This window comes from Gordonia sp. NPDC003425, from assembly GCF_053588635.1.
In genome coordinates this window covers 89798-106544 of record NZ_JBSFQI010000013.1, presented here as the reverse complement: position 1 = coordinate 106544, position 16747 = coordinate 89798, and the positions used below count along the sequence as shown (strand labels likewise).

Genomic DNA, 16747 nt, shown 5'->3' with positions numbered 1-16747 from the left:
TGCACAGCTCGGCTCGGGCCGCCCAGGAGACCGGGCTACTTGAAGACGTCGAGCTTGCCGAACTTGTCGGCGAGCTTGTAGTACACCGCGAGCCGCGGATTGGACTTGCCGTCCTTCATCGAGTCCAGGACCTCTTTGATCGCCGCATCGAGGTCGGCGTCGCTCTGGGTGAGGCCGAGCTTCTTCTTCAGGAAGTTCTCGCGGACCGTCTTGAGTTCTTCGGGGTCGCTGGCCGAGACAAGGGCGGCGTCGCGATCACGCAGCACCAGCGCGTAGGTCGAGGCCATCTTGTCGACCACCGCGGCGTCGGCGTCGGGAACGTATGCGAGGACAGACTCACGAGCTTCGGACATCGGATACCTCCGTTGGTTGAGATCCCTTACGACGCCAACGCTACGCCCGCGCCCAGTTTGTGACATGGATATGGGTCGCTTGTCCGGTTAGCGCGTGTTCACCGCTTGCCGCGGTTCGTGTCCGCTGCCGCGGGTGGTCGACGGCCCGCGCGAGCGAATAAGACCCGCGCAAATGGCCGAGGCGAACCTGTTCGGGAAGTGATGCGCCGGCTTGTGGACGGTCGTGGAGCGAGTCGGTGGGCGACGGCGTCCAATCGCCATGAACCCATCTCCCCCGAGCACCCCATTCCCCAAGGACCGTCACGGCCTGATCTACCACGCGGCGGCGATGGCTGCCGGTTTCACCGACGACCAGTACCGCACAGCGCGACGCCGCGGTGAGATCGTCGCCGTCGTTCGCGGCGTGTGCGTGGAGTCCGCCGACCGGACACCCGAGCAGTTGCATCGCCTGCAGGCACTGGCCATCGCCGAGATGCGAAGCGCCGACATCGTTCTCAGTCATCAGTCGGCGGCGGTGATGCACGGACTCGAGATGCTCAAACCGAACCTGAAGCGCGTGCACTCGACGACGACCGAGGCCAACGGCGGATACCGCACGGCCTCACAGCATCGCCACGTCGGGCCGGTACCGCACGAGCAGATCGTGGTTGTCGACGGTCACCGGGTGACAAGCCTCGAGCGGACCGCCGTCGACATCGCCTGCACGGCGTCGCACGGTTTCGCGGGCGCACTGGCTGTCTTCGACTCCGCGCTTCGACGTGGCGCCGACCTCGGCGCACTGCGCTCCATCCTCGCGCATCGTCGGCGACAGGGCGCGGCGCACGCCCGTCGCGCGCTGTCGTGGGCCGACGGGCTCGCGGAGAGCCCGGGCGAGTCGTGGAGCCGCGCCCAGATGATCGACGCGGGCGTGCTGTCTCCACGGCTGCAGCATGAGTTCTTCGACGACACCGGCGAGTTCATCGCCCGAACGGATTTTGATTGGGCGGGAAGGGTTGTCGGCGAGTTCGACGGTATGGGCAAATATCTGCGCGACCGGCGCAAGGACGAGACCATCGAGCAGACGGTGCTGCGCGAGAAGGCGCGCGAGGATGCACTACGCGCACAGGGAATCATGGTCATCCGTTGGATCTGGGACGATCTCGAGTGCGGACGGGTCGTCGAGAAGGTTCTGCGGTGGCTCACGCGGGTGGGGCTGACCGCGGCGTGACGGTCGTCGGCCGAGGATGAGCCCTCCCGCGGACCTTCTCCGCTCCCGCAGACCGTCGACCACCCGCGGGAACCGACACGCCCCGCGGGAACCGGCCGACCGACGGCCGCGCCGGGTCAGAAGGTCAGAACGTCAGGCAGCCGCTACCGAGGTCGACGCCCTGCTTCACCGACACCTGGACGCTTCGCAGGCTCCAGCTGTAGAGGAATGGTTTGCGCGGGTCGGTGGTGTTCGGGGTGCCCGAGTACTGCCGCACCGTGATGACGTGGCGGCCCGGCGTGCCCGGGGTCCACAGCACCCGCACCGCGCTCGGACCGTAGGTGCTCGGCGTGGCGCTACCGAAGTACTTGCCGTTGTCGTAGAAGTCGACCGGCAAGAGCGCCGAACGGGGCACAACGTTGGTCTTCACCGTGATGGCGTGCCGGCAGTAGGTGCCCAGTGTCTTGTCCGGGTTTGCCGCGACCGTCACCGAGGTGACCGTTGCCTCGGCTGCGGCGGTACCGAGGGTGGTCGCGACGCCGGCGGCCGCGATCGTCGTCACGAGCTTCCGTGCGATGCGGGCGTGCCGTCGCGGAGACTTCTCGGTCACGGGCATGGGTGTTCCTCCCCGAAGTCGGATGCGGTTGCGCGTTTATCGTCGCAGACGCGCTCGGCGTTACCGACGGTGACGGCTCAGATCGCCGAGTCGGGGAAGGCGATCACCGAGAGGAACCGGATGGGCAGCTCGACGAGTTCCACCGGACCGTGGGCGCCCTCGCCGTCGAGTTGCAGGGAGTCGCCGGGACTGAGCCGGTACACCGAGCGGCTGTGCGCATAGTCCATGGTGCCCTCGAGCATGTGGATGAACTCGGTGCCCGGATGCTGGAAGAGCGGCTGGGTGACCGACTTCTCGGTCAACGTCACCATCAGGCATTCCAGCCGTTTGTGTTCGCCGCGCAACGACCCGAGCATCTCGTACTCGTGCCCCTCACGGGAGCCCTCCCGCACGATGTGCGAGCCCTCGCCCGCCTTGACGAACACCGCCGACCGTTCCAGGTCGGCGCCACGGAACAGCGAGGTGACCGAGACGTCGAAGCCGGTGGCCAGCGCAGCGAGAGTGCTCAGGCTGCAGGACGTCTGGGCGTTCTCGATCTTGGAGAGCATCGCCTTGGAGATGCCCACCTTGGCGGCCATGTCGCCCACCGACAGGCCTTCCTGCCTGCGCAACCGACGCACATTGTGGGCGATGGCGGACTCGAGTTCGAGTTCTTCCACCGGCTGGTCGACGAGACGCTCGCGTGCGGTCCCCGACTGGTTCCGGATCAATGCGTCGTCGGTCACTCCGCGAGCATAACGGTAGACAGAGTTCACTGGCGGTAGCCGCCGCGACCCGGCGGCCCGGATCCGGGCGGGTCCGGGCGGCACGTCGCCGTCGGTTCGGGCGGGTCCGGGCGGCACGACGTTTGTGGCCCGGCCGTGGAGAGCGCACATCGGCGACGCCGCTCAGCGCATCTCGCCGGCGCCGACGTAGGGGAACCGTGTGGTGAGCGGCTTCCCCTCGGCGAAGCGTGACAACCGGAAATCGGTCTCGGGAATCCGCGGGTCGCCACTGCGACCGTCGACGACGAGGTCGGCGACGAGGCGTCCGACGGCGGGCGAGATCTTGAAGCCGTGTCCGCTGAACCCGGCGGCGATCACCAACCCGTCGAGCGGGCCCGCGGAGATCACCGGATTCCAGTCGGGGGTCACGTCGTAGCAGCCGGCGTAGCTGCTGGTGATCGCTGCCTCGGTGAGATCGGGGAAACGGGTGCTGACCTTGTCGACGGTGAGGTCCGTGAAGTCCTCGTCGGCGCGGTTGAGGTAGTTGTCGGGGTCGGCGACCTCGAGTTCGGCGAGGTCGGAGTTGCCGAACAGGATCTCGCCGCGCACGTCGGGGCGCACGTACTGCAGCGACACCAAGTCCGAGAACACCGGCACCGCACCGAGATCGGTGCCCGGATCGATCATCACAATCTGCTCGCGGTGCACCGTGATGGGCACGTCCACGCCGTAGGCGGCCAGGAACGGCTTGGTCCACACCCCGGTGGCGACGACGACGGTGTCGGCGGCGATGCTGGAGCCGTCGGCGAGCGTGACGCCGGTGACCCGATCGCCGTCGAGCATCAGTCCGGTGACCATGGTGCCCTGCCTGATCCGGATACCGGCGGCGCGTGCGGACGCCGCGAAGGCCTGCGCGGTCTGGTAGGCGTCGCCGTAGCCGCCGCGTTCCTCCCAACCGAAGGCCGCGAACGGTGCGAGGTCGGCGGCCGGCCACATGCGGGCCACCTCGGCGGCGTCGATCTCCTCGGTCTGCACCCCGACTTCGCGTTGTGCGGCAAGGCTTTTACGTAGGTTCTCGACGTTGGGTTCACCGACCCCGACCACGTACCCGGTCTGCCGGAAGCCGATGTCGGTGCCGAAGATCTCGTCGGCCTTCTCGAACACCTCGAGGCCGACGGCGGCCATCGCAGCCAGCGAACTGACCCCGTAATGGCAGCGCACGATGCCCGACGACTTGCCGGTCATGCCGCCGCCGACGGTGTCGCGTTCGCAGACGACGACGTCGGTGATGCCGCGCTGGGCGAGTGCCCATGCGGTGGCGGCGCCCTCGAGTCCGCCGCCGACGATGACGATCGACGCGGTGTCGGAGGTTGCGGTGTGGGGGGCGGTCACAAGCCTGCCCCCGCTCCGGGGATCCAGTTGGTTCCGGCCAGCGGAATCCGTGCCATCGCCGATGCCTCGATCGAAATCGCCACCAGGTCTTCGGGTTCCAGGTGCTGCAGGTGCGCCTTGCCGCAGGCCCGGGCGATGGTCTGTGCTTCCATCGTCATCACGCGCAGGAAGTTGGCCAGGCGATGACCTCCCTCGACCGGGTCGAAGCGCGCCGAGAGTTCCGGGTCCTGCGTGGTGATGCCCGCCGGGTCCTTGCCGTCCTGGAAGTCGTCGTAGAAGCCGGCCGCCGAGCCGAGTTTCTCGTACTCCTCCTCGTAGCGGGGATCGTTGTCGCCCAGGGCGATCAGTGCGGCGGTGCCGATCGCGACCGCGTCGGCGCCCATCGCCATCGCCTTGGCGACGTCGGCGCCGTTGCGGATGCCACCGGAGACGATGAGCTGGACTCCGTCGGTTCCCGACGACCCGCCACGATGAACACCCAACTCCTGCAACGCCTGCACGGCTTGAGGAATGGCGGCCAGCGTGGGGATCCCGACGTGTTCGATGAACACCTCCTGCGTGGCGGCGGTGCCGCCCTGCATGCCGTCGACCACCACCACGTCGGCGCCCGAATGCACCGCGAGTTTGACGTCGTAGTAGGTGCGGGTGGCACCGACCTTCACGTAGATCGGCTTCTCCCAGTCGGTGATCTCGCGCAGTTCGTTGATCTTGATGGCGAGGTCGTCGGGTCCGGTCCAGTCGGGGTGGCGGCAGGCGCTGCGCTGATCGATGCCCTCGGGCAGGGTGCGCATCTCGGCCACTCGTTCGGAGATCTTCTGGCCCAGCAGCATTCCGCCGCCGCCGGGCTTGGCGCCCTGTCCGAGCACGATCTCGATGGCGTCGGCCTTGCGCAGGTCGTCGGGGTTCATGCCATAGCGCGACGGCAGGTATTGGTACACCAGGTTCTTGGATTGGCCGCGTTCCTCGGGGGTCATGCCGCCGTCGCCGGTGGTGGTGGAGGTACCGACCTCCGACGCTCCCCGACCGAGCGCCTCCTTGGCCCCGGCTGACAGTGCCCCGAAGCTCATGCCGGCGATGGTGACCGGGGTGTCGAGGTGCAGTGGGTATTTGGCGTTGCGGGTGCCGAGGGTGACGTCGGTGTCGCAGCGTTCCCGGTAACCCTCGAGGGGGTACCGCGACATCGACGCACCGAGGAACAGCAGGTCGTCGAAGTGGGGCAGTTTGCGCTTGGCGCCCCACCCGCGGATGTCGTAGATGCCGGTGGATGCGGCCTGCTGGATGGCCGCGATGGTGGTGCGGTCGAAGGTCGCGGACTCGCGCAGTCCGCGCTGAGAGTTGCTGAGGTTCATGGATTCTCCCTGTGGATCTCCCCTGAAGACCGCCCCGCACCGGACGGCTGCGGAGATGTTGCCGCGACGGCCCGGTGGTGGGCGCTGTTCAGGGAGGGGGCGGGTATCGGCGGTCAGTAGGCCGACGAGTTGTCGACGTGGAAGTGGTACAGCTCGCGGGCGGAGCCGTAGCGCGTGTAGGCGGCGGGATCGTCGTCCTTGAAGCCCGCAGCCTTGAGCAGGCCGGCGAGCTCCTCGAGGTGCTCGGAGCGCATCGGCTTGGCCACACAGTCGGCGCCGAGCGATGCCACCGAACCCCGGACGTAGAGCCGGGTTTCGTAGATGGAGTCGCCGAGGCCGTGGCCGGCGTCGCCGCGGATCACCATGCGGCCGGCCTGCGCCATGAACGCACTGTTGTGTCCCACATTGCCGCCCACCACGATGTCGACGCCCTTCATGGAGATGCCGCAGCGTGCGGCGGCGTCACCTTCGACCACCAGCAGCCCACCGTGGGCGGTGGCCCCGGCCGACTGCGACGCGTTGCCCTTCACCACCACGGTGCCGCTCATCATGTTCTCCGCGACACCGGTGCCGGCGTTGCCGTTGATGATGATCTCCGCGCGCTGGTTCATCCCCGCCGCGTAGTAGCCGACGTGGCCGTCGATGGTGATCTTGACCGGTGCGTTCACCCCGGCGGCCACACTGTGGGCGCCATGCGGGTGCTCGATCACGAACTCGCCGGAGATCTCGCCGTGCAGGGCCGAATTGACCTCTCGCAGTGGCGTGGTGGCGAGATCGAAGACGATGCGATCGGTGTTCAGCGAGTCCATGCGTAGACCACCTCCGGTTCGGGTTCCCAGATCTTGGCGTTCTCCACACCCGGCAGCTGTGCCAGGGCGCGGTATTCGCTCGCCATGGCCACCCAGTCGGGGGTCTCGGCGATGACGGCGGGCTTGCAGGCAATGGCGTCGCGGACCACCGCAAACGAGTCGTGGTTGGACACCAACAGGGTGTAGAAGCCGTCGAAGGTGGCGCACACCTCTTTCAGCGCGGTTTCGACATCCTTGCCCTGGGCGAGCTGGTGGGCGACGAATCGGGCGCCGACCTCGGTGTCGTTCTCACTGTCGAATTCGACGCCCTGGGCGCGCAATTCGCGTCGGATGGTGGCGTGGTTGGAGAACGACCCGTTGTGCACCAGGCACTGTTCGGGGCCGACGGCGAACGGGTGGGCACCCGAGGAGGTGACCGCCGATTCGGTGGCCATGCGGGTGTGACCGACCCCCTGCCAGCCCGACGCGTCGGCCAGTCCCCAGCGCTGCGTGAGGGTGCGCGGTGCGCCGACGCCTTTGAGCACGGCGAGGTCGGCGCCGAAGCCAGCGACGAGCGCCTCGGGGTAGGCGGCCCGGGCCGCGGCGAGCAGATCCTCGGAGTCCAGCGGTGCCGACAGCAGGAGGGTTTCGTCGACGCGTTGCGCGGCGACGGTGGTGCCGAGTGCCGCGGTGAGGGTCTGCGCGGCATCTGCCGGATCGACGTCGACCTCCAGCAGGCAGACGCAGCCGTGGCCGGCCGGTGTCCAGGAGGGGTTGCCGTACACCGCGATTCCGGCGGAGTCGGCGCCGCGGTCTTGCATCTCACCGAGCATGCCGGTGAGCAGTTCCCCGAGACGGGGATGGAGATCGGGGTTGCGCAGATGCAACCCGACGATGCCGCACATGGTGGGCCTTTCTGTGTGGGGTGGAGGGCCTAGAAGGCGGTGAGGTACTGGTCGACTTCCCAGGCCGACACGTCGGAGTGCCAGGCGAAGAACTCCTCCCGCTTGAGATGCGAGAAGTACTGCGACACACGCTGCTGGTCTGCCGGCCAGTCGTCGGGGACGGCGGCGTCGAGGGTGCCGGCGATGATCCCGTCGGCGTCGAGGGCCTCGACGGCGTGCAGCAGGGTGAGCGGGAGCGACGGGACGTGGCTCGGGCAAGTGCCCAGCTCGCCGGGATCGAGACTGCGCTTGATGCCGTCGAGTCCGGCACCGAGCGCCGCGGCGATCGCGAGATACGGGTTGGCCGAACCGTCGCCGCCCCGTAGCTCCACGCGCTGTTCGTCGGGGACGCGCACGTAGTGCGTGCGGTCGTTGCCGCCGTAGGTGGGCACGCGCGGTGCCCACGACGCTCCGGAGCGGGTGGCGGTGGCACCGGTTCGCTTGTAGGAGTTCACGGTTGGTGCCATCACCGCCTGCAGGGCGGGCGCGTGCTCGAGCACGCCGCCGACGAATCCGTAGGCGGTGGGTGAGAGTCCCAGTCCGCGCTCGTCCTCGGCCACCGACCCGGGGAACACCGGGTTACCCGCCGAGGTGAGCGAGAGATGCAGGTGCAGACCGGAACCGGTGCGCTCGGCGAACGGCTTGGGCATGAACGTGGCCACCATGCCGCGCTCGGCGGCGATCGTGGAGAGCAGGTAGCGCAGCGTGATCACCCGGTCGGCAGTGGTCAGCGCCTCGGCGTAGGCGAAGTTCTGCTCGAACTGCCCGTTGCCGTCTTCGTGATCGTTGGCGTAGTTGCTCCATCCCAGCTGGTTCATCGCGGTGGACACCGCGGTGAGGTGGTCGTACATGCGGGTCAGTCCGCGCACGTCGTAGCAGGGGCGATCGGAGTCGTCGGCGTCGTCGGCGGTGGTCAGTGAGCCGTCGGGCGCACGCTTGAGCAGGAAGTACTCCACCTCGGCGCCGACCCATGGTTCGAAGCCGGCGTCGGCGGCGCGCTGGATGACCGACTTGAGGATGTTGCGGGGGGCGAAGGGCCACGGCTTGCCGTTGACGTGCGGGTCGCAGTGGACGATCGCCAGGCCTTCCTTGATGAACGGGATCGGCAGGAACGACGACACGTCCGGGATGGCCATGAGGTCGGGGTCCTTGGGCTCCTGCCCGATGGCGCCGACCGCGTACCCGGCGAATCCGACTCCGTCGGTGGCCAATTCGTCCACGGCCTCGACCGGGACGAGTTTGGCGCACGGCTTGCCGCGGAGGTCGACGAACATGGCGAGAATGAACTTGGTGCCGCTCTGCGCACACAGCGTGGCGAGGTCGGGGGCGGTGGATGTGTCAGTCATGGAGGTGCTCCGGGGGTATTCGGTGGGCGTGTTCTCAGTATGTCTACTCGTATGAACCGTTGTCTAGTCCTAGTAGACACTCTGGGTGTTGCGTTTGTGTTACTCGTCGGTGAGACGTGGGTATCGACCACAACTCGACCGCTGACAGCACCGACCGCCCACGGCGCGCGCCGGGCACGGGGCTCGACGGTGCGCTCATGGGCGGTCGGGTGACAGACTTCTCGGTCGCCGTGTGGGGGCGGGTCAGGAGGTTGTGACCGGCTCGGTCAGACCACGCTCCACGGAATCGACTGCGCGCGTGGGGTGCATGCCTCCCAGACCCGGACCGTGACCCACACCTGCTGCCGGGATCTCGTAGGCGGTTTCGGCGTGGATGGTCGAGTCGAGACCTTCGGTCTCGGTCTCTTCGTCGACGCGCAGGCCGATCGTCTTGTCGATGGCCTTCGCGATCAGCCAGGTCATGACGAAGGAGAACACACAGGTCACGACGATGCCGGTCAGTTCGCGCCAGACGATGTCGGCGTCGCCACCGAACAGGATGCCCTTGATCCCGGCCGGTGCCGCCGAGGCGGCGAACAGCACGATGCACAGGGTGCCCACGATGCCGCCGATGCCGTGGACGACGAAGGCGTCGAGCGAGTCGTCGACCTTGAATTTGCTCTTGAAGCTGAGCAGGTAGGCGACAACGGCCGCGGACAGGATGCCGACCACCAGCGCCCCGATGGGGGTCATGGTGTTGGCGGACGGGGTGATCCCGACGAGGCCGGCGATCACACCTGTGATGCAGCCCAGTGCGGTGACGTGGCCCTCGCGCCACTTCTCGATGGCCCAGAAGCCCAGCATGCCTGCGGCTCCGGCGAGCAGGGTGTTCAGCACGACGTACTGGGTGACGAAGTTGGCGCCGCCCGCACAGCTGCCGTTGAACCCAAACCAGCCGAACCACAGGATGCCGCCGCCGAGCAGGACGATCGGCAGGTTGTGCGGTCGTTCGAGCCGTTTGCGCCGAGCACCGAGGACCATGGCCAGCGCGAGTGCCGCGACGCCGGAGTTCATGTGGACCGCGGTGCCGCCGGCGAAGTCGTGGATGCCCACCTTGTTGACGAGGAATCCACCGGTGGTGGTGTCGGTGTCGACGGAGAACACCCAGTGCGCCACCGGGAAGTAGACGAGGGTGAGCCAGATCGGTACGAAGACCAGCCAGGCCGAGAACTTCATGCGCCCGGCCGCGCCGCTGGCGACGATGGCCACGGTGATGGCTGCGAAGAGGATGAACCAGGCCGCGATGTAGAGCACCTGGACGCCGCCGGACCCGTCGTCGGAGAGATGGTCCTGCAGGCCGATGAAGCCGCTGGGATTACCGATGATGCCCCAGCCCTTGACCGACGATCCGGACACCAGGCCGTAGCCGTAGAGCACGTAGATCACGCAGGTGATGCCCATGGTCGCGAAGACCATCGACATCATGTTGAGCACGTTTCGGGAGCCCAGCATGCCTCCGTAGTAGAGCGCGAGGCCGGGGATCATCAGTACCAGGAAGGCGAATGCGGCGAGCATCCATGACAGATCCGCGTGCGCGGCAACTTGTTCCATGTGGGGTGTCCTTTGAGTGGTGGGTGGGGCGGGGTGGTTTCGACGGGCTCAACCAGCGGGTGGAAGGCTCAGCCAGCGGGTGGTTTCGACGGGCTCAACCAGCGGGGGGGTGGTTTCGACAAGCTCAACCAGCATTGGGGCTCAACCGGCGGGTGGTTTCGACGGGCTCAACCAGCGAGGGGGCTCAACCAGCGACGGGGGTGGTTTCGACGGGCTCAACCGGCGGGGGGGTGGTTTCGACAAGCTCAACCAGCATTGGGGCTCAACCAGCAGGTGGGGTGCGGAGGTAGGCGACCACGTCGTCGCGGTAGTCGAGGAAGCCCTTGTAGGCGGCGATGTTCTCGTCGAGGGTCTCGATGACCGTGGCCAGCTGCTCGGCCCAGGCGGGGATGCGGCGGACGTCGTCGAGCGACGCCATGAAGGTGCGGATGTTGAAGGTCACCGCGCCCGACATCGGCAGCCGCACGAAGTGTTCCAACTCGATACGCAGCCGAGCGTCGCCGAAGTTCTTCTGACGCACCATGAGTGGGACATCGCGGCCCCACTCGGGCAGTTCCTCCAGACTCACGTCGAGCTTGTGCGAGTCCGACGCCGACAGCGTCCAGTTGACGCGGCGGTACACCTGGTCGGCGGGCAGCCGCCGCAGGAACTGTTCGGCCCGGGCCACCACGCCCTGCCGGATCAGTCCGGGCACCGGGGCGTGGATCTCGTACATGTCCATGCCTACGTCGAACGAGACCGACCACGCGGCGGCGAAGGTGACAACGCCGGCATCGAAGTAGAGCCGGCCGTCGCGTTCCACCACCAGCAGCAGATCGTCGGGCACCTCGCGGGCGAGGAAATCCATCGGCCCGTTCGGCAGTGAATCGTTTTTTCCCAGAACGAATTCCGCATCCGTGCCGAGCAGGTCATTGCGCCAGCGCAGCCGGCCGTCGCCGCTCTCGTCGAGATGCATGAACTGCGGGTAGTCCAGCGCGAGGTCGCGTAGGTAGTAGAGCAGCAGATCCCAGCAGGCGACCTCCATGCCGGGGCGGATGCGGACACGGGACGGGTCCTCGTCGAGAATCCGGCGCCGCTCGGCCATGATCTGTGGGTATTCGGCGCCGCCGAGATCGACCAGATGACGGCCCCATTCGCCGCCCCGGGTGGGCCGCGGGATTCGCGCCGGTTCGACGTTGACCGAGTAGGAGAACTCCTCGAGATCGTCGGGGAACGGCCACGGGATGTTCGACAAGTGATCGACGGGCGCTGCGAGGTATTCGGCCGCCGCTCCGGTCGGGGTGTGTGGGATTGCCAGTGTCATAGGTCCACCTCGATGTCCTGGCCGCGCGACACACAGCACAGCATGCTGTCGCCGGCGGCTTTCTCCTCGTCGGTCAGTACGAAGTCGCGGTGGGTCAGTTGCCCCGACCGGACCGGGATGCGGCATTCGCCGCACACCCCTTGTCGGCACAGATTGGGTACTGCCACACCGTGATCGAGCAGGCGTTGCAGCAGTGAGACGCCCGACGGCACATCGATGTGCTCTCCGGTTCCGGTCAGGCGCACCGAGAACGGATCGCCCGGATCCTGTTCGGGTGCAGTAAATCGTTCGAGATGCACACGTGCGCTGGGCCATCCGGCATCGACGGCGAGTTGTTGGTACGCCTCGAGCAGTGGCCCGGGCCCGCACGCGTAGGCGTGTGTCCCCAGGGGCTGGGCCGCGAGCCGGTCGGTGAGCACCTCGACGGTGGATTCGACGGAAGTGGCCTCGTACAGCGTGATCGACTCCCCCGCGGCGAGTTCACGTAGTTCCTCGAGGTGCGCGGCGTGACCGGGCCGGTAGGAGTAGACGATCTCGGCGCTGTCGCAGCGCGTGCGACCGGCGGCGATGGCGCGGGCGTGCGCGAGGATCGGCGTGATGCCGATGCCGCCGGCCACCAGGAGCGCGTGGTGCTGGTCGAGGACGGGCGCGAACATCGACCGCGGGCCCTCCACCTCGATCACGGCGCCCTCGACGAGGTTCTCGTGCAGCCACTCCGAACCGCCGCCGGGTTCCTTGCGCAGCACCGAGATTCCGTAGCTCGTGGGGAACATGCCGTCGTCGACCAGCGAGTAGGCGTTGCGGTGTTCGCCGGCGGTGACGATCAGGTGGCTGCCCGGCTGATACGGCGTGAGCGGACCCGATTCGTCGACCGGTACGAAGCGGAAATGGGTGATGGCGGAGGTGAGCGGACGCACCTGCGCCACCCGCATCAGCCGGGGTGCGGTGAGGTAGCCGTCGTGCAGGTGGGCGCGCACCGGCGCGTCGGGGGCCAGGGTCATGACTCCTCCACATCACGGGCGTCGACCGCGGATGCGAGGAAGCTGCCGAGCACCGGGGAGTGGTGCTCGTGGATCTCCAGCGGACGATCACATCCCGGGCACCGCACCACTCCGCCCGGGATGCCCTCGGCACGGAAAGCGGTGCGGCAGTGGGCACAGTAGACCGGGAGATCACGGGTGTGGGTGACGTAGCAGGACAGTTCGGGTGCGATCGCCCCGGCGTCGCGCGCTGCGGCCAGCGCGGTCATCACGTCGTACTGTCCGCCGGTGATCATGATGCGCGTTCCGGTCACGGTGTCGGCCAGGGCGGCGGCGAGTTGCGCGCGGTCGGCGTCGGCGGTCATCGAGTCAAGAACCACGAGCCGGGTGGCCCCCGCGCCGGTGGCGGTGCTCACCCAGCCACGCGCCACGTGCCCCGACTCGTCGTCGCCGCCGATCGCCACCACCAGGAACGACGACCCGGTGACGTCGACCTCCGGCGGTCGCGACGGCCAGATGGGCAGTCCGGGAGCCGATTCGGCCGGTGTGCCCACGTCCTCGGTGGCGTCGAGGGGTGCCGACGCGCCGTGGGACCGCAGCCATTCGGCGGCCCGGGTGCGGTACTTGATGATGCCCTTGTAATCGGCCATGTCGTCGGGCAGGTCGGTGAGCACCTTCGCGGTGCGCTCCCGCCACGCGTCGACGGTGGCCAGTTGCTCCAGCGGCAGCATGTAGGTCCGGATGAGAAACATCAGGGCGCCGGAGTCGGCGAGCCGGATGAGGTGCTGCACCTCGACGCGCAGGTGCACGAGACGTCCGAACTCGGCGTCGTCGACGTGCGCGATGGCCTCACGGTCGGGTCCCCATTCGGGGTAGAGCTCGGTCGAGACGTCGAGCCGACGGCCGATGGTGAGCGTCCAGTTGGTGCGGCGGTAGGGTTCGTGCGGCTGGAGCCGCTTCAGGAATTCATGGGCGCGGGTGATGACACCCATCTGCCGGACCCTCGGCACCGGGCCGTGGATCTCGAGGAAGCTCATCCCGACGTCGAACCCGAAGCTCCAGTCGGCGGCGAAGGTGACCACGCCGGCGTCGACGTAGAGGGTGTCGCCGCGCTGGTCGAGCAGCGCGATGTCCTCTTGCACCTGAGAGGTGATGTAGCGCAACGGTTCCACCCCGAGCGATGCGTCGTCGCCGTAGCGGAAGGGCTGCTCGATGCCCAGGATGGAGTTGTGCCAGATCCACGTGTCGGGCCCGGTGGATTCCAGGCGCATCGTGTCGGGGTAGGCGGCGGCGAGTTCGCGCATCATGGTGACCATCGCGTCCCAGGCGGCGGGGCGCATGTGCGGGAGTACCGCGTGCCGGGTGGGATCGGCGGCGAGAATCGTTGCGCGCTCGTCGAGTTCGGCCCGGTACTCCGAGTCGACGTCGACCACCGACCGGCCCCACTGGCCGGCGGCGGTGACCACGGTGTGTTCGGCCGGTTCGACGTTGGTGCTGTAGCGGTAGGCGTCCTCGGGGAACGGGAACGGAAAGTTCCCGATCAGTTCGTGTGCGGGGGCTGCGAGGGTCACAGCGGTACCTCCAGGGTGCATCCGTCTCCGGCGCGCGACACGCACGGCATGATCGCCTCGCCGGAGTTCTTCTCGTCGTCGGTCAGGTAGAGGTCGCGGTGCACGGGTGCGCCCGCGGTGACCGGGATCTTGCATTCGCCGCACACGCCTTGCCGGCACAGGTTGGGTACTGCGATACCGGTGTTCTCGAGTGCCTCGAGCAGGCTGGTGCCCGACGGGACGTCGAGTGTGCGTCCACTGGTGGTGAGGTGCACGCGGAACGGATCGCCGGCGTCGAGGGCGTCGATGCCGAAACGTTCGAAGTGCACGCGTGAGGCGGGCCATCCCGCGTCCGTCGCCGCGGTGACCACGTGGTCGATCAGTCCGGCCGGACCGCACACGTAGAGGTGGGTGCCCAGCGGCTGAGTGCGTAGTGCGGCGTCGAGGCGAGTGATGAAATCGGCTCGGGTGGTGAAGAGTTCGGCTGCCGGACTGGCCAGCGACACCACCTCGTCGATGTGGGCGGCGGCGCCGGGGCGCAAGGCGTAGAGCACCTGCACCGACCGGCCCCAGCGACGCGCGGCGCGCAGGTGCGAGAGGATCGGGGTGATGCCGATTCCCCCGGCGATCAACAGGTGCTTGGCGGCGCGGGCCACCGGCGCGAAGGCGCTGCGCGGCGGATACACGGTGAGGGTGTCGCCGACGGCGACGTTGCCGTGCAACCACACCGAGCCGCCATGACCGTCGGCCACCCGCAGCACCGAGATCTCGTACACGCTGGGATGTGTGCCGTCGCTCGTGAGGCTGTAGGCGTTGGTGCGCTCGGCACCGGCCGCTCCGGTGCGGACCACCAGGTGGCTGCCCGGCACGAATCCGGGCAGGGGTGAGCCGTCGGGGGCGGCGAGCGTGAATCCACGGATCCCGCGGGCCTGATCGGTGATGGCGGTGACCACCAGACGCAGGGTTCGCTCGCCCGGCGGGGTGTCGGTGTCCGACGATCCCGGCAATGTTGCGGTCATTTCGTGTTCTCCTGCAAGACCTGTTGCGGGGCTGCGGTTTCCGCGTCGATCATGAAGCCGAGGTAGGCACCGGTGCGGCGCGACACGTGGTAGTAGACGAGCAGCGTGCGGCCGCACCCGGAGCACTCGATGGTGTCGTCGACCGCGGCCGGTGTGGTGGTCACCGTTCGGCAGTGCGAGCAGAAGACGTCGATCTGGCCCGCCGAGGTGGGGACCACGTGGATCTCGTCGTCCTCGAGTCCCGCACGCACGGCCTCCGCACGCAGTCGCAGGCACGCGCCGACGGGTCCGGCGATCAGCAGCCGAAGGCCCACGGTGGCGTGGGTGAGGATCGACCGCAGTTCGGTGGCGGCCCCGGCCACGTCGGCGAGAATGACGTGCCTCTCTGCATCCTCGGGCAGCGCGTCGATCCAGGACCGGACGATGTCTGCGGCATCGGAGTGCTCCGACTCACCCACCCCGACAAGGACATACGACGTCCCCGTGGCATCCGGTAGGCCGGTGGAGGCGGTTGCCGCCGGACGCGCCCAGAGGGGCACGCTGGAATAGGCGATCTGCGACATGGCGGTCAGAGCAGGGTCGAATCGCGGTGACCGGTGTAGAACGCCAGCGCATAGTTCGGGGTGCTGAAGTAGATCTTGGAGCCCTTCGGGAAGAAGATCGCGTCCTTGGCCTTGGCGACGAGGGTCTGCCCGGTCTCCTTGTTCTCGAGGAGGAATTCGCCCTCGAGGACCACCTTCATCTCGTCGTACTCGTATTCGTAGTAGAGCGGGGCCTCGGTGTGGTGGAGTTCGAAGTAGCCGCTGCACATCTCGCTGCCCTCGGGATTCTCGTAGACGTCGCCGATGAAGCCCTGGGTGCCGGGGTACTCGGCGTCGGGCATCTTGGGCAGGCCCTTCCAGGCATCCGGGGTGACCTGGAACGTCAACGCGTTCGTGCTGTCGATCGACATGATTTCTCCTATCCTTGAGGCGACCGGAACCCATCGGCGGGTTCGGATCATGAGAGTGAACGTTGTTGCATCTCATGAGACTCGGTGAACGTTTCAGGGATGTGACACACGTGTTGACGTGTGTGACACTTTGTCCACTGTGGAGAAACTGGCGCTCGTCTGCGGGGATGGTAACCCCGGTCCGGGCGTGTCGCCGGGTGAGTGCGTAGTTGCGAAAGTCACAGTGCGCCAACGTGATTCGTTGGTTTCTTGTTCTTTTCCGGGGCGATTTCATCCGGCACAATTCAGCGCATGACCCAGCTTCGCGCGGCAGTCGCGACCCGTCATCGTGTGCTCGCCGCAGCTGTGGCGTTATCGGCAGCGCCACTGCTCTGGCTCGGCGCGGGCGCAGCCGACGCCGACACGTCGTCGCCGGGAACATCGCACTCGGGAACCGGGGAAACGGGCGCCTCGAGTGCGGGGTCCGATACGGGCACGGGGTCCGATACGAGCGCAGGGAGCGATACGGGCGCGGGGTCCGACTCGGGAGCAGCTGCGGGGCCGACAGGAAACACCACCGGGCCCACGACGCCAGGCGCAAGCACCAGCCCCACCGGCACCGGTACCGGCGCCCCGACCACCGCACCCACGGGGAACTCGGACCCTTCGGCTCCCGCACCGTCGGGGTCGGACACG

At 67.8% G+C, this 16747-nt stretch carries 16 protein-coding genes; 1 reads left to right on the top strand and 15 read right to left on the bottom strand.

Annotated features, from left to right (window positions below; all coding sequences use genetic code 11):
- Positions 1-35: 35 nt before the first annotated feature.
- The gene (locus ACWDTD_RS15605) at positions 36-353 is read right to left on the bottom strand and encodes a DUF2853 family protein (RefSeq protein ID WP_449748035.1); all 318 of its coding nucleotides are present in this window, start codon (positions 351-353) and stop codon (positions 36-38) included.
- Positions 354-612: 259 nt separating this feature from the next.
- On the opposite strand from ACWDTD_RS15605, the gene ACWDTD_RS15600 reads away from it, so the two are divergent.
- Positions 613-1560, top strand: coding sequence for a hypothetical protein (locus ACWDTD_RS15600; RefSeq protein ID WP_449748034.1), 948 nt, complete (start codon positions 613-615; stop codon positions 1558-1560).
- 124 nt (positions 1561-1684) lie between these two features.
- Here ACWDTD_RS15600 and ACWDTD_RS15595 read toward each other — a convergent pair whose 3' ends face one another.
- From ACWDTD_RS15595 to ACWDTD_RS15530, 14 genes are all read right to left on the bottom strand, one after another.
- Positions 1685-2155: a hypothetical protein gene (locus ACWDTD_RS15595; RefSeq protein WP_449748033.1), complete on the bottom strand. Its 471-nt coding sequence runs from the start codon at positions 2153-2155 to the stop codon at positions 1685-1687.
- Positions 2156-2232: 77 nt separating this feature from the next.
- A complete protein-coding gene (locus ACWDTD_RS15590; protein ID WP_449748032.1) occupies positions 2233-3030 on the bottom strand; it encodes a helix-turn-helix domain-containing protein in 798 nt (265 codons plus the stop codon).
- A gap of 12 nt (positions 3031-3042) precedes the next feature.
- Entirely contained in the window at positions 3043-4251 is a 1209-nt protein-coding gene (locus ACWDTD_RS15585; RefSeq protein ID WP_449748031.1) for an NAD(P)/FAD-dependent oxidoreductase, read from the bottom strand.
- Positions 4248-5600, bottom strand: a complete 1353-nt coding sequence (locus ACWDTD_RS15580; RefSeq protein ID WP_449748030.1) for an FMN-binding glutamate synthase family protein — start codon at positions 5598-5600, stop codon at positions 4248-4250. Before ACWDTD_RS15580 ends, ACWDTD_RS15585 begins: the two co-directional genes overlap by 4 nt.
- 113 nt (positions 5601-5713) lie before the next feature.
- A complete protein-coding gene (locus tag ACWDTD_RS15575; protein ID WP_449748029.1) occupies positions 5714-6409 on the bottom strand; it encodes a GltB/FmdC/FwdC-like GXGXG domain-containing protein in 696 nt (231 codons plus the stop codon).
- Positions 6397-7293, bottom strand: a complete 897-nt coding sequence (locus tag ACWDTD_RS15570) for a glutamine amidotransferase (protein ID WP_449748028.1) — start codon at positions 7291-7293, stop codon at positions 6397-6399. The genes ACWDTD_RS15575 and ACWDTD_RS15570 overlap by 13 nt, the downstream gene beginning before the upstream one ends.
- Positions 7294-7322: 29 nt before the next feature.
- The gene (gene glnT / locus ACWDTD_RS15565; RefSeq protein ID WP_449748027.1) at positions 7323-8678 is read right to left on the bottom strand and encodes a type III glutamate--ammonia ligase; all 1356 of its coding nucleotides are present in this window, start codon (positions 8676-8678) and stop codon (positions 7323-7325) included.
- Positions 8679-8921: 243 nt separating this feature from the next.
- Positions 8922-10268 (bottom strand): ammonium transporter, encoded by a 1347-nt coding sequence (locus ACWDTD_RS15560; protein ID WP_449748026.1) that lies wholly within the window; start codon positions 10266-10268, stop codon positions 8922-8924.
- 262 nt (positions 10269-10530) lie between these two features.
- A complete protein-coding gene (locus ACWDTD_RS15555) occupies positions 10531-11571 on the bottom strand; it encodes a heme-dependent oxidative N-demethylase family protein (RefSeq protein WP_449748025.1) in 1041 nt (346 codons plus the stop codon).
- Positions 11568-12572, bottom strand: a complete 1005-nt coding sequence (locus tag ACWDTD_RS15550) for a PDR/VanB family oxidoreductase (protein WP_449748024.1) — start codon at positions 12570-12572, stop codon at positions 11568-11570. The genes ACWDTD_RS15555 and ACWDTD_RS15550 overlap by 4 nt, the downstream gene beginning before the upstream one ends.
- Positions 12569-14143, bottom strand: a complete 1575-nt coding sequence (locus tag ACWDTD_RS15545; RefSeq protein ID WP_449748023.1) for a heme-dependent oxidative N-demethylase subunit alpha family protein — start codon at positions 14141-14143, stop codon at positions 12569-12571. The genes ACWDTD_RS15550 and ACWDTD_RS15545 overlap by 4 nt, the downstream gene beginning before the upstream one ends.
- Positions 14119-15120 carry a PDR/VanB family oxidoreductase gene (locus ACWDTD_RS15540; RefSeq protein ID WP_449748022.1) on the bottom strand — a complete coding sequence of 334 codons (1002 nt, stop codon included), beginning with the start codon at positions 15118-15120 and terminating at the stop codon, positions 14119-14121. Before ACWDTD_RS15540 ends, ACWDTD_RS15545 begins: the two co-directional genes overlap by 25 nt.
- Positions 15117-15683 carry a dimethylamine monooxygenase subunit DmmA family protein gene (locus tag ACWDTD_RS15535; protein ID WP_449748021.1) on the bottom strand — a complete coding sequence of 189 codons (567 nt, stop codon included), beginning with the start codon at positions 15681-15683 and terminating at the stop codon, positions 15117-15119. Before ACWDTD_RS15535 ends, ACWDTD_RS15540 begins: the two co-directional genes overlap by 4 nt.
- Before the next feature lie 5 nt (positions 15684-15688).
- A complete protein-coding gene (locus ACWDTD_RS15530; protein WP_449748020.1) occupies positions 15689-16072 on the bottom strand; it encodes an ethanolamine utilization protein in 384 nt (127 codons plus the stop codon).
- Positions 16073-16747 lie beyond the last annotated feature (675 nt).

Coding starts and splice junctions, on each gene's coding strand:
- ACWDTD_RS15605 (WP_449748035.1), bottom strand. CDS start 353: ATGTCCGAAGCTCGTGAGTCTGTCCTCGCATACGTTCCCGACGCCGAC.
- ACWDTD_RS15600 (WP_449748034.1), top strand. CDS start 613: ATGAACCCATCTCCCCCGAGCACCCCATTCCCCAAGGACCGTCACGGC.
- ACWDTD_RS15595 (WP_449748033.1), bottom strand. CDS start 2,155: ATGCCCGTGACCGAGAAGTCTCCGCGACGGCACGCCCGCATCGCACGG.
- ACWDTD_RS15590 (WP_449748032.1), bottom strand. CDS start 3,030: ATGTGCGCTCTCCACGGCCGGGCCACAAACGTCGTGCCGCCCGGACCC.
- ACWDTD_RS15580 (WP_449748030.1), bottom strand. CDS start 5,600: ATGAACCTCAGCAACTCTCAGCGCGGACTGCGCGAGTCCGCGACCTTC.
- ACWDTD_RS15575 (WP_449748029.1), bottom strand. CDS start 6,409: ATGGACTCGCTGAACACCGATCGCATCGTCTTCGATCTCGCCACCACG.
- ACWDTD_RS15570 (WP_449748028.1), bottom strand. CDS start 7,293: ATGTGCGGCATCGTCGGGTTGCATCTGCGCAACCCCGATCTCCATCCC.
- glnT (WP_449748027.1), bottom strand. CDS start 8,678: ATGACTGACACATCCACCGCCCCCGACCTCGCCACGCTGTGTGCGCAG.
- ACWDTD_RS15560 (WP_449748026.1), bottom strand. CDS start 10,268: ATGGAACAAGTTGCCGCGCACGCGGATCTGTCATGGATGCTCGCCGCA.
- ACWDTD_RS15555 (WP_449748025.1), bottom strand. CDS start 11,571: ATGACACTGGCAATCCCACACACCCCGACCGGAGCGGCGGCCGAATAC.
- ACWDTD_RS15550 (WP_449748024.1), bottom strand. CDS start 12,572: ATGACCCTGGCCCCCGACGCGCCGGTGCGCGCCCACCTGCACGACGGC.
- ACWDTD_RS15545 (WP_449748023.1), bottom strand. CDS start 14,143: ATGCACCCTGGAGGTACCGCTGTGACCCTCGCAGCCCCCGCACACGAA.
- ACWDTD_RS15540 (WP_449748022.1), bottom strand. CDS start 15,120: ATGACCGCAACATTGCCGGGATCGTCGGACACCGACACCCCGCCGGGC.
- ACWDTD_RS15535 (WP_449748021.1), bottom strand. CDS start 15,683: ATGTCGCAGATCGCCTATTCCAGCGTGCCCCTCTGGGCGCGTCCGGCG.
- ACWDTD_RS15530 (WP_449748020.1), bottom strand. CDS start 16,072: ATGTCGATCGACAGCACGAACGCGTTGACGTTCCAGGTCACCCCGGAT.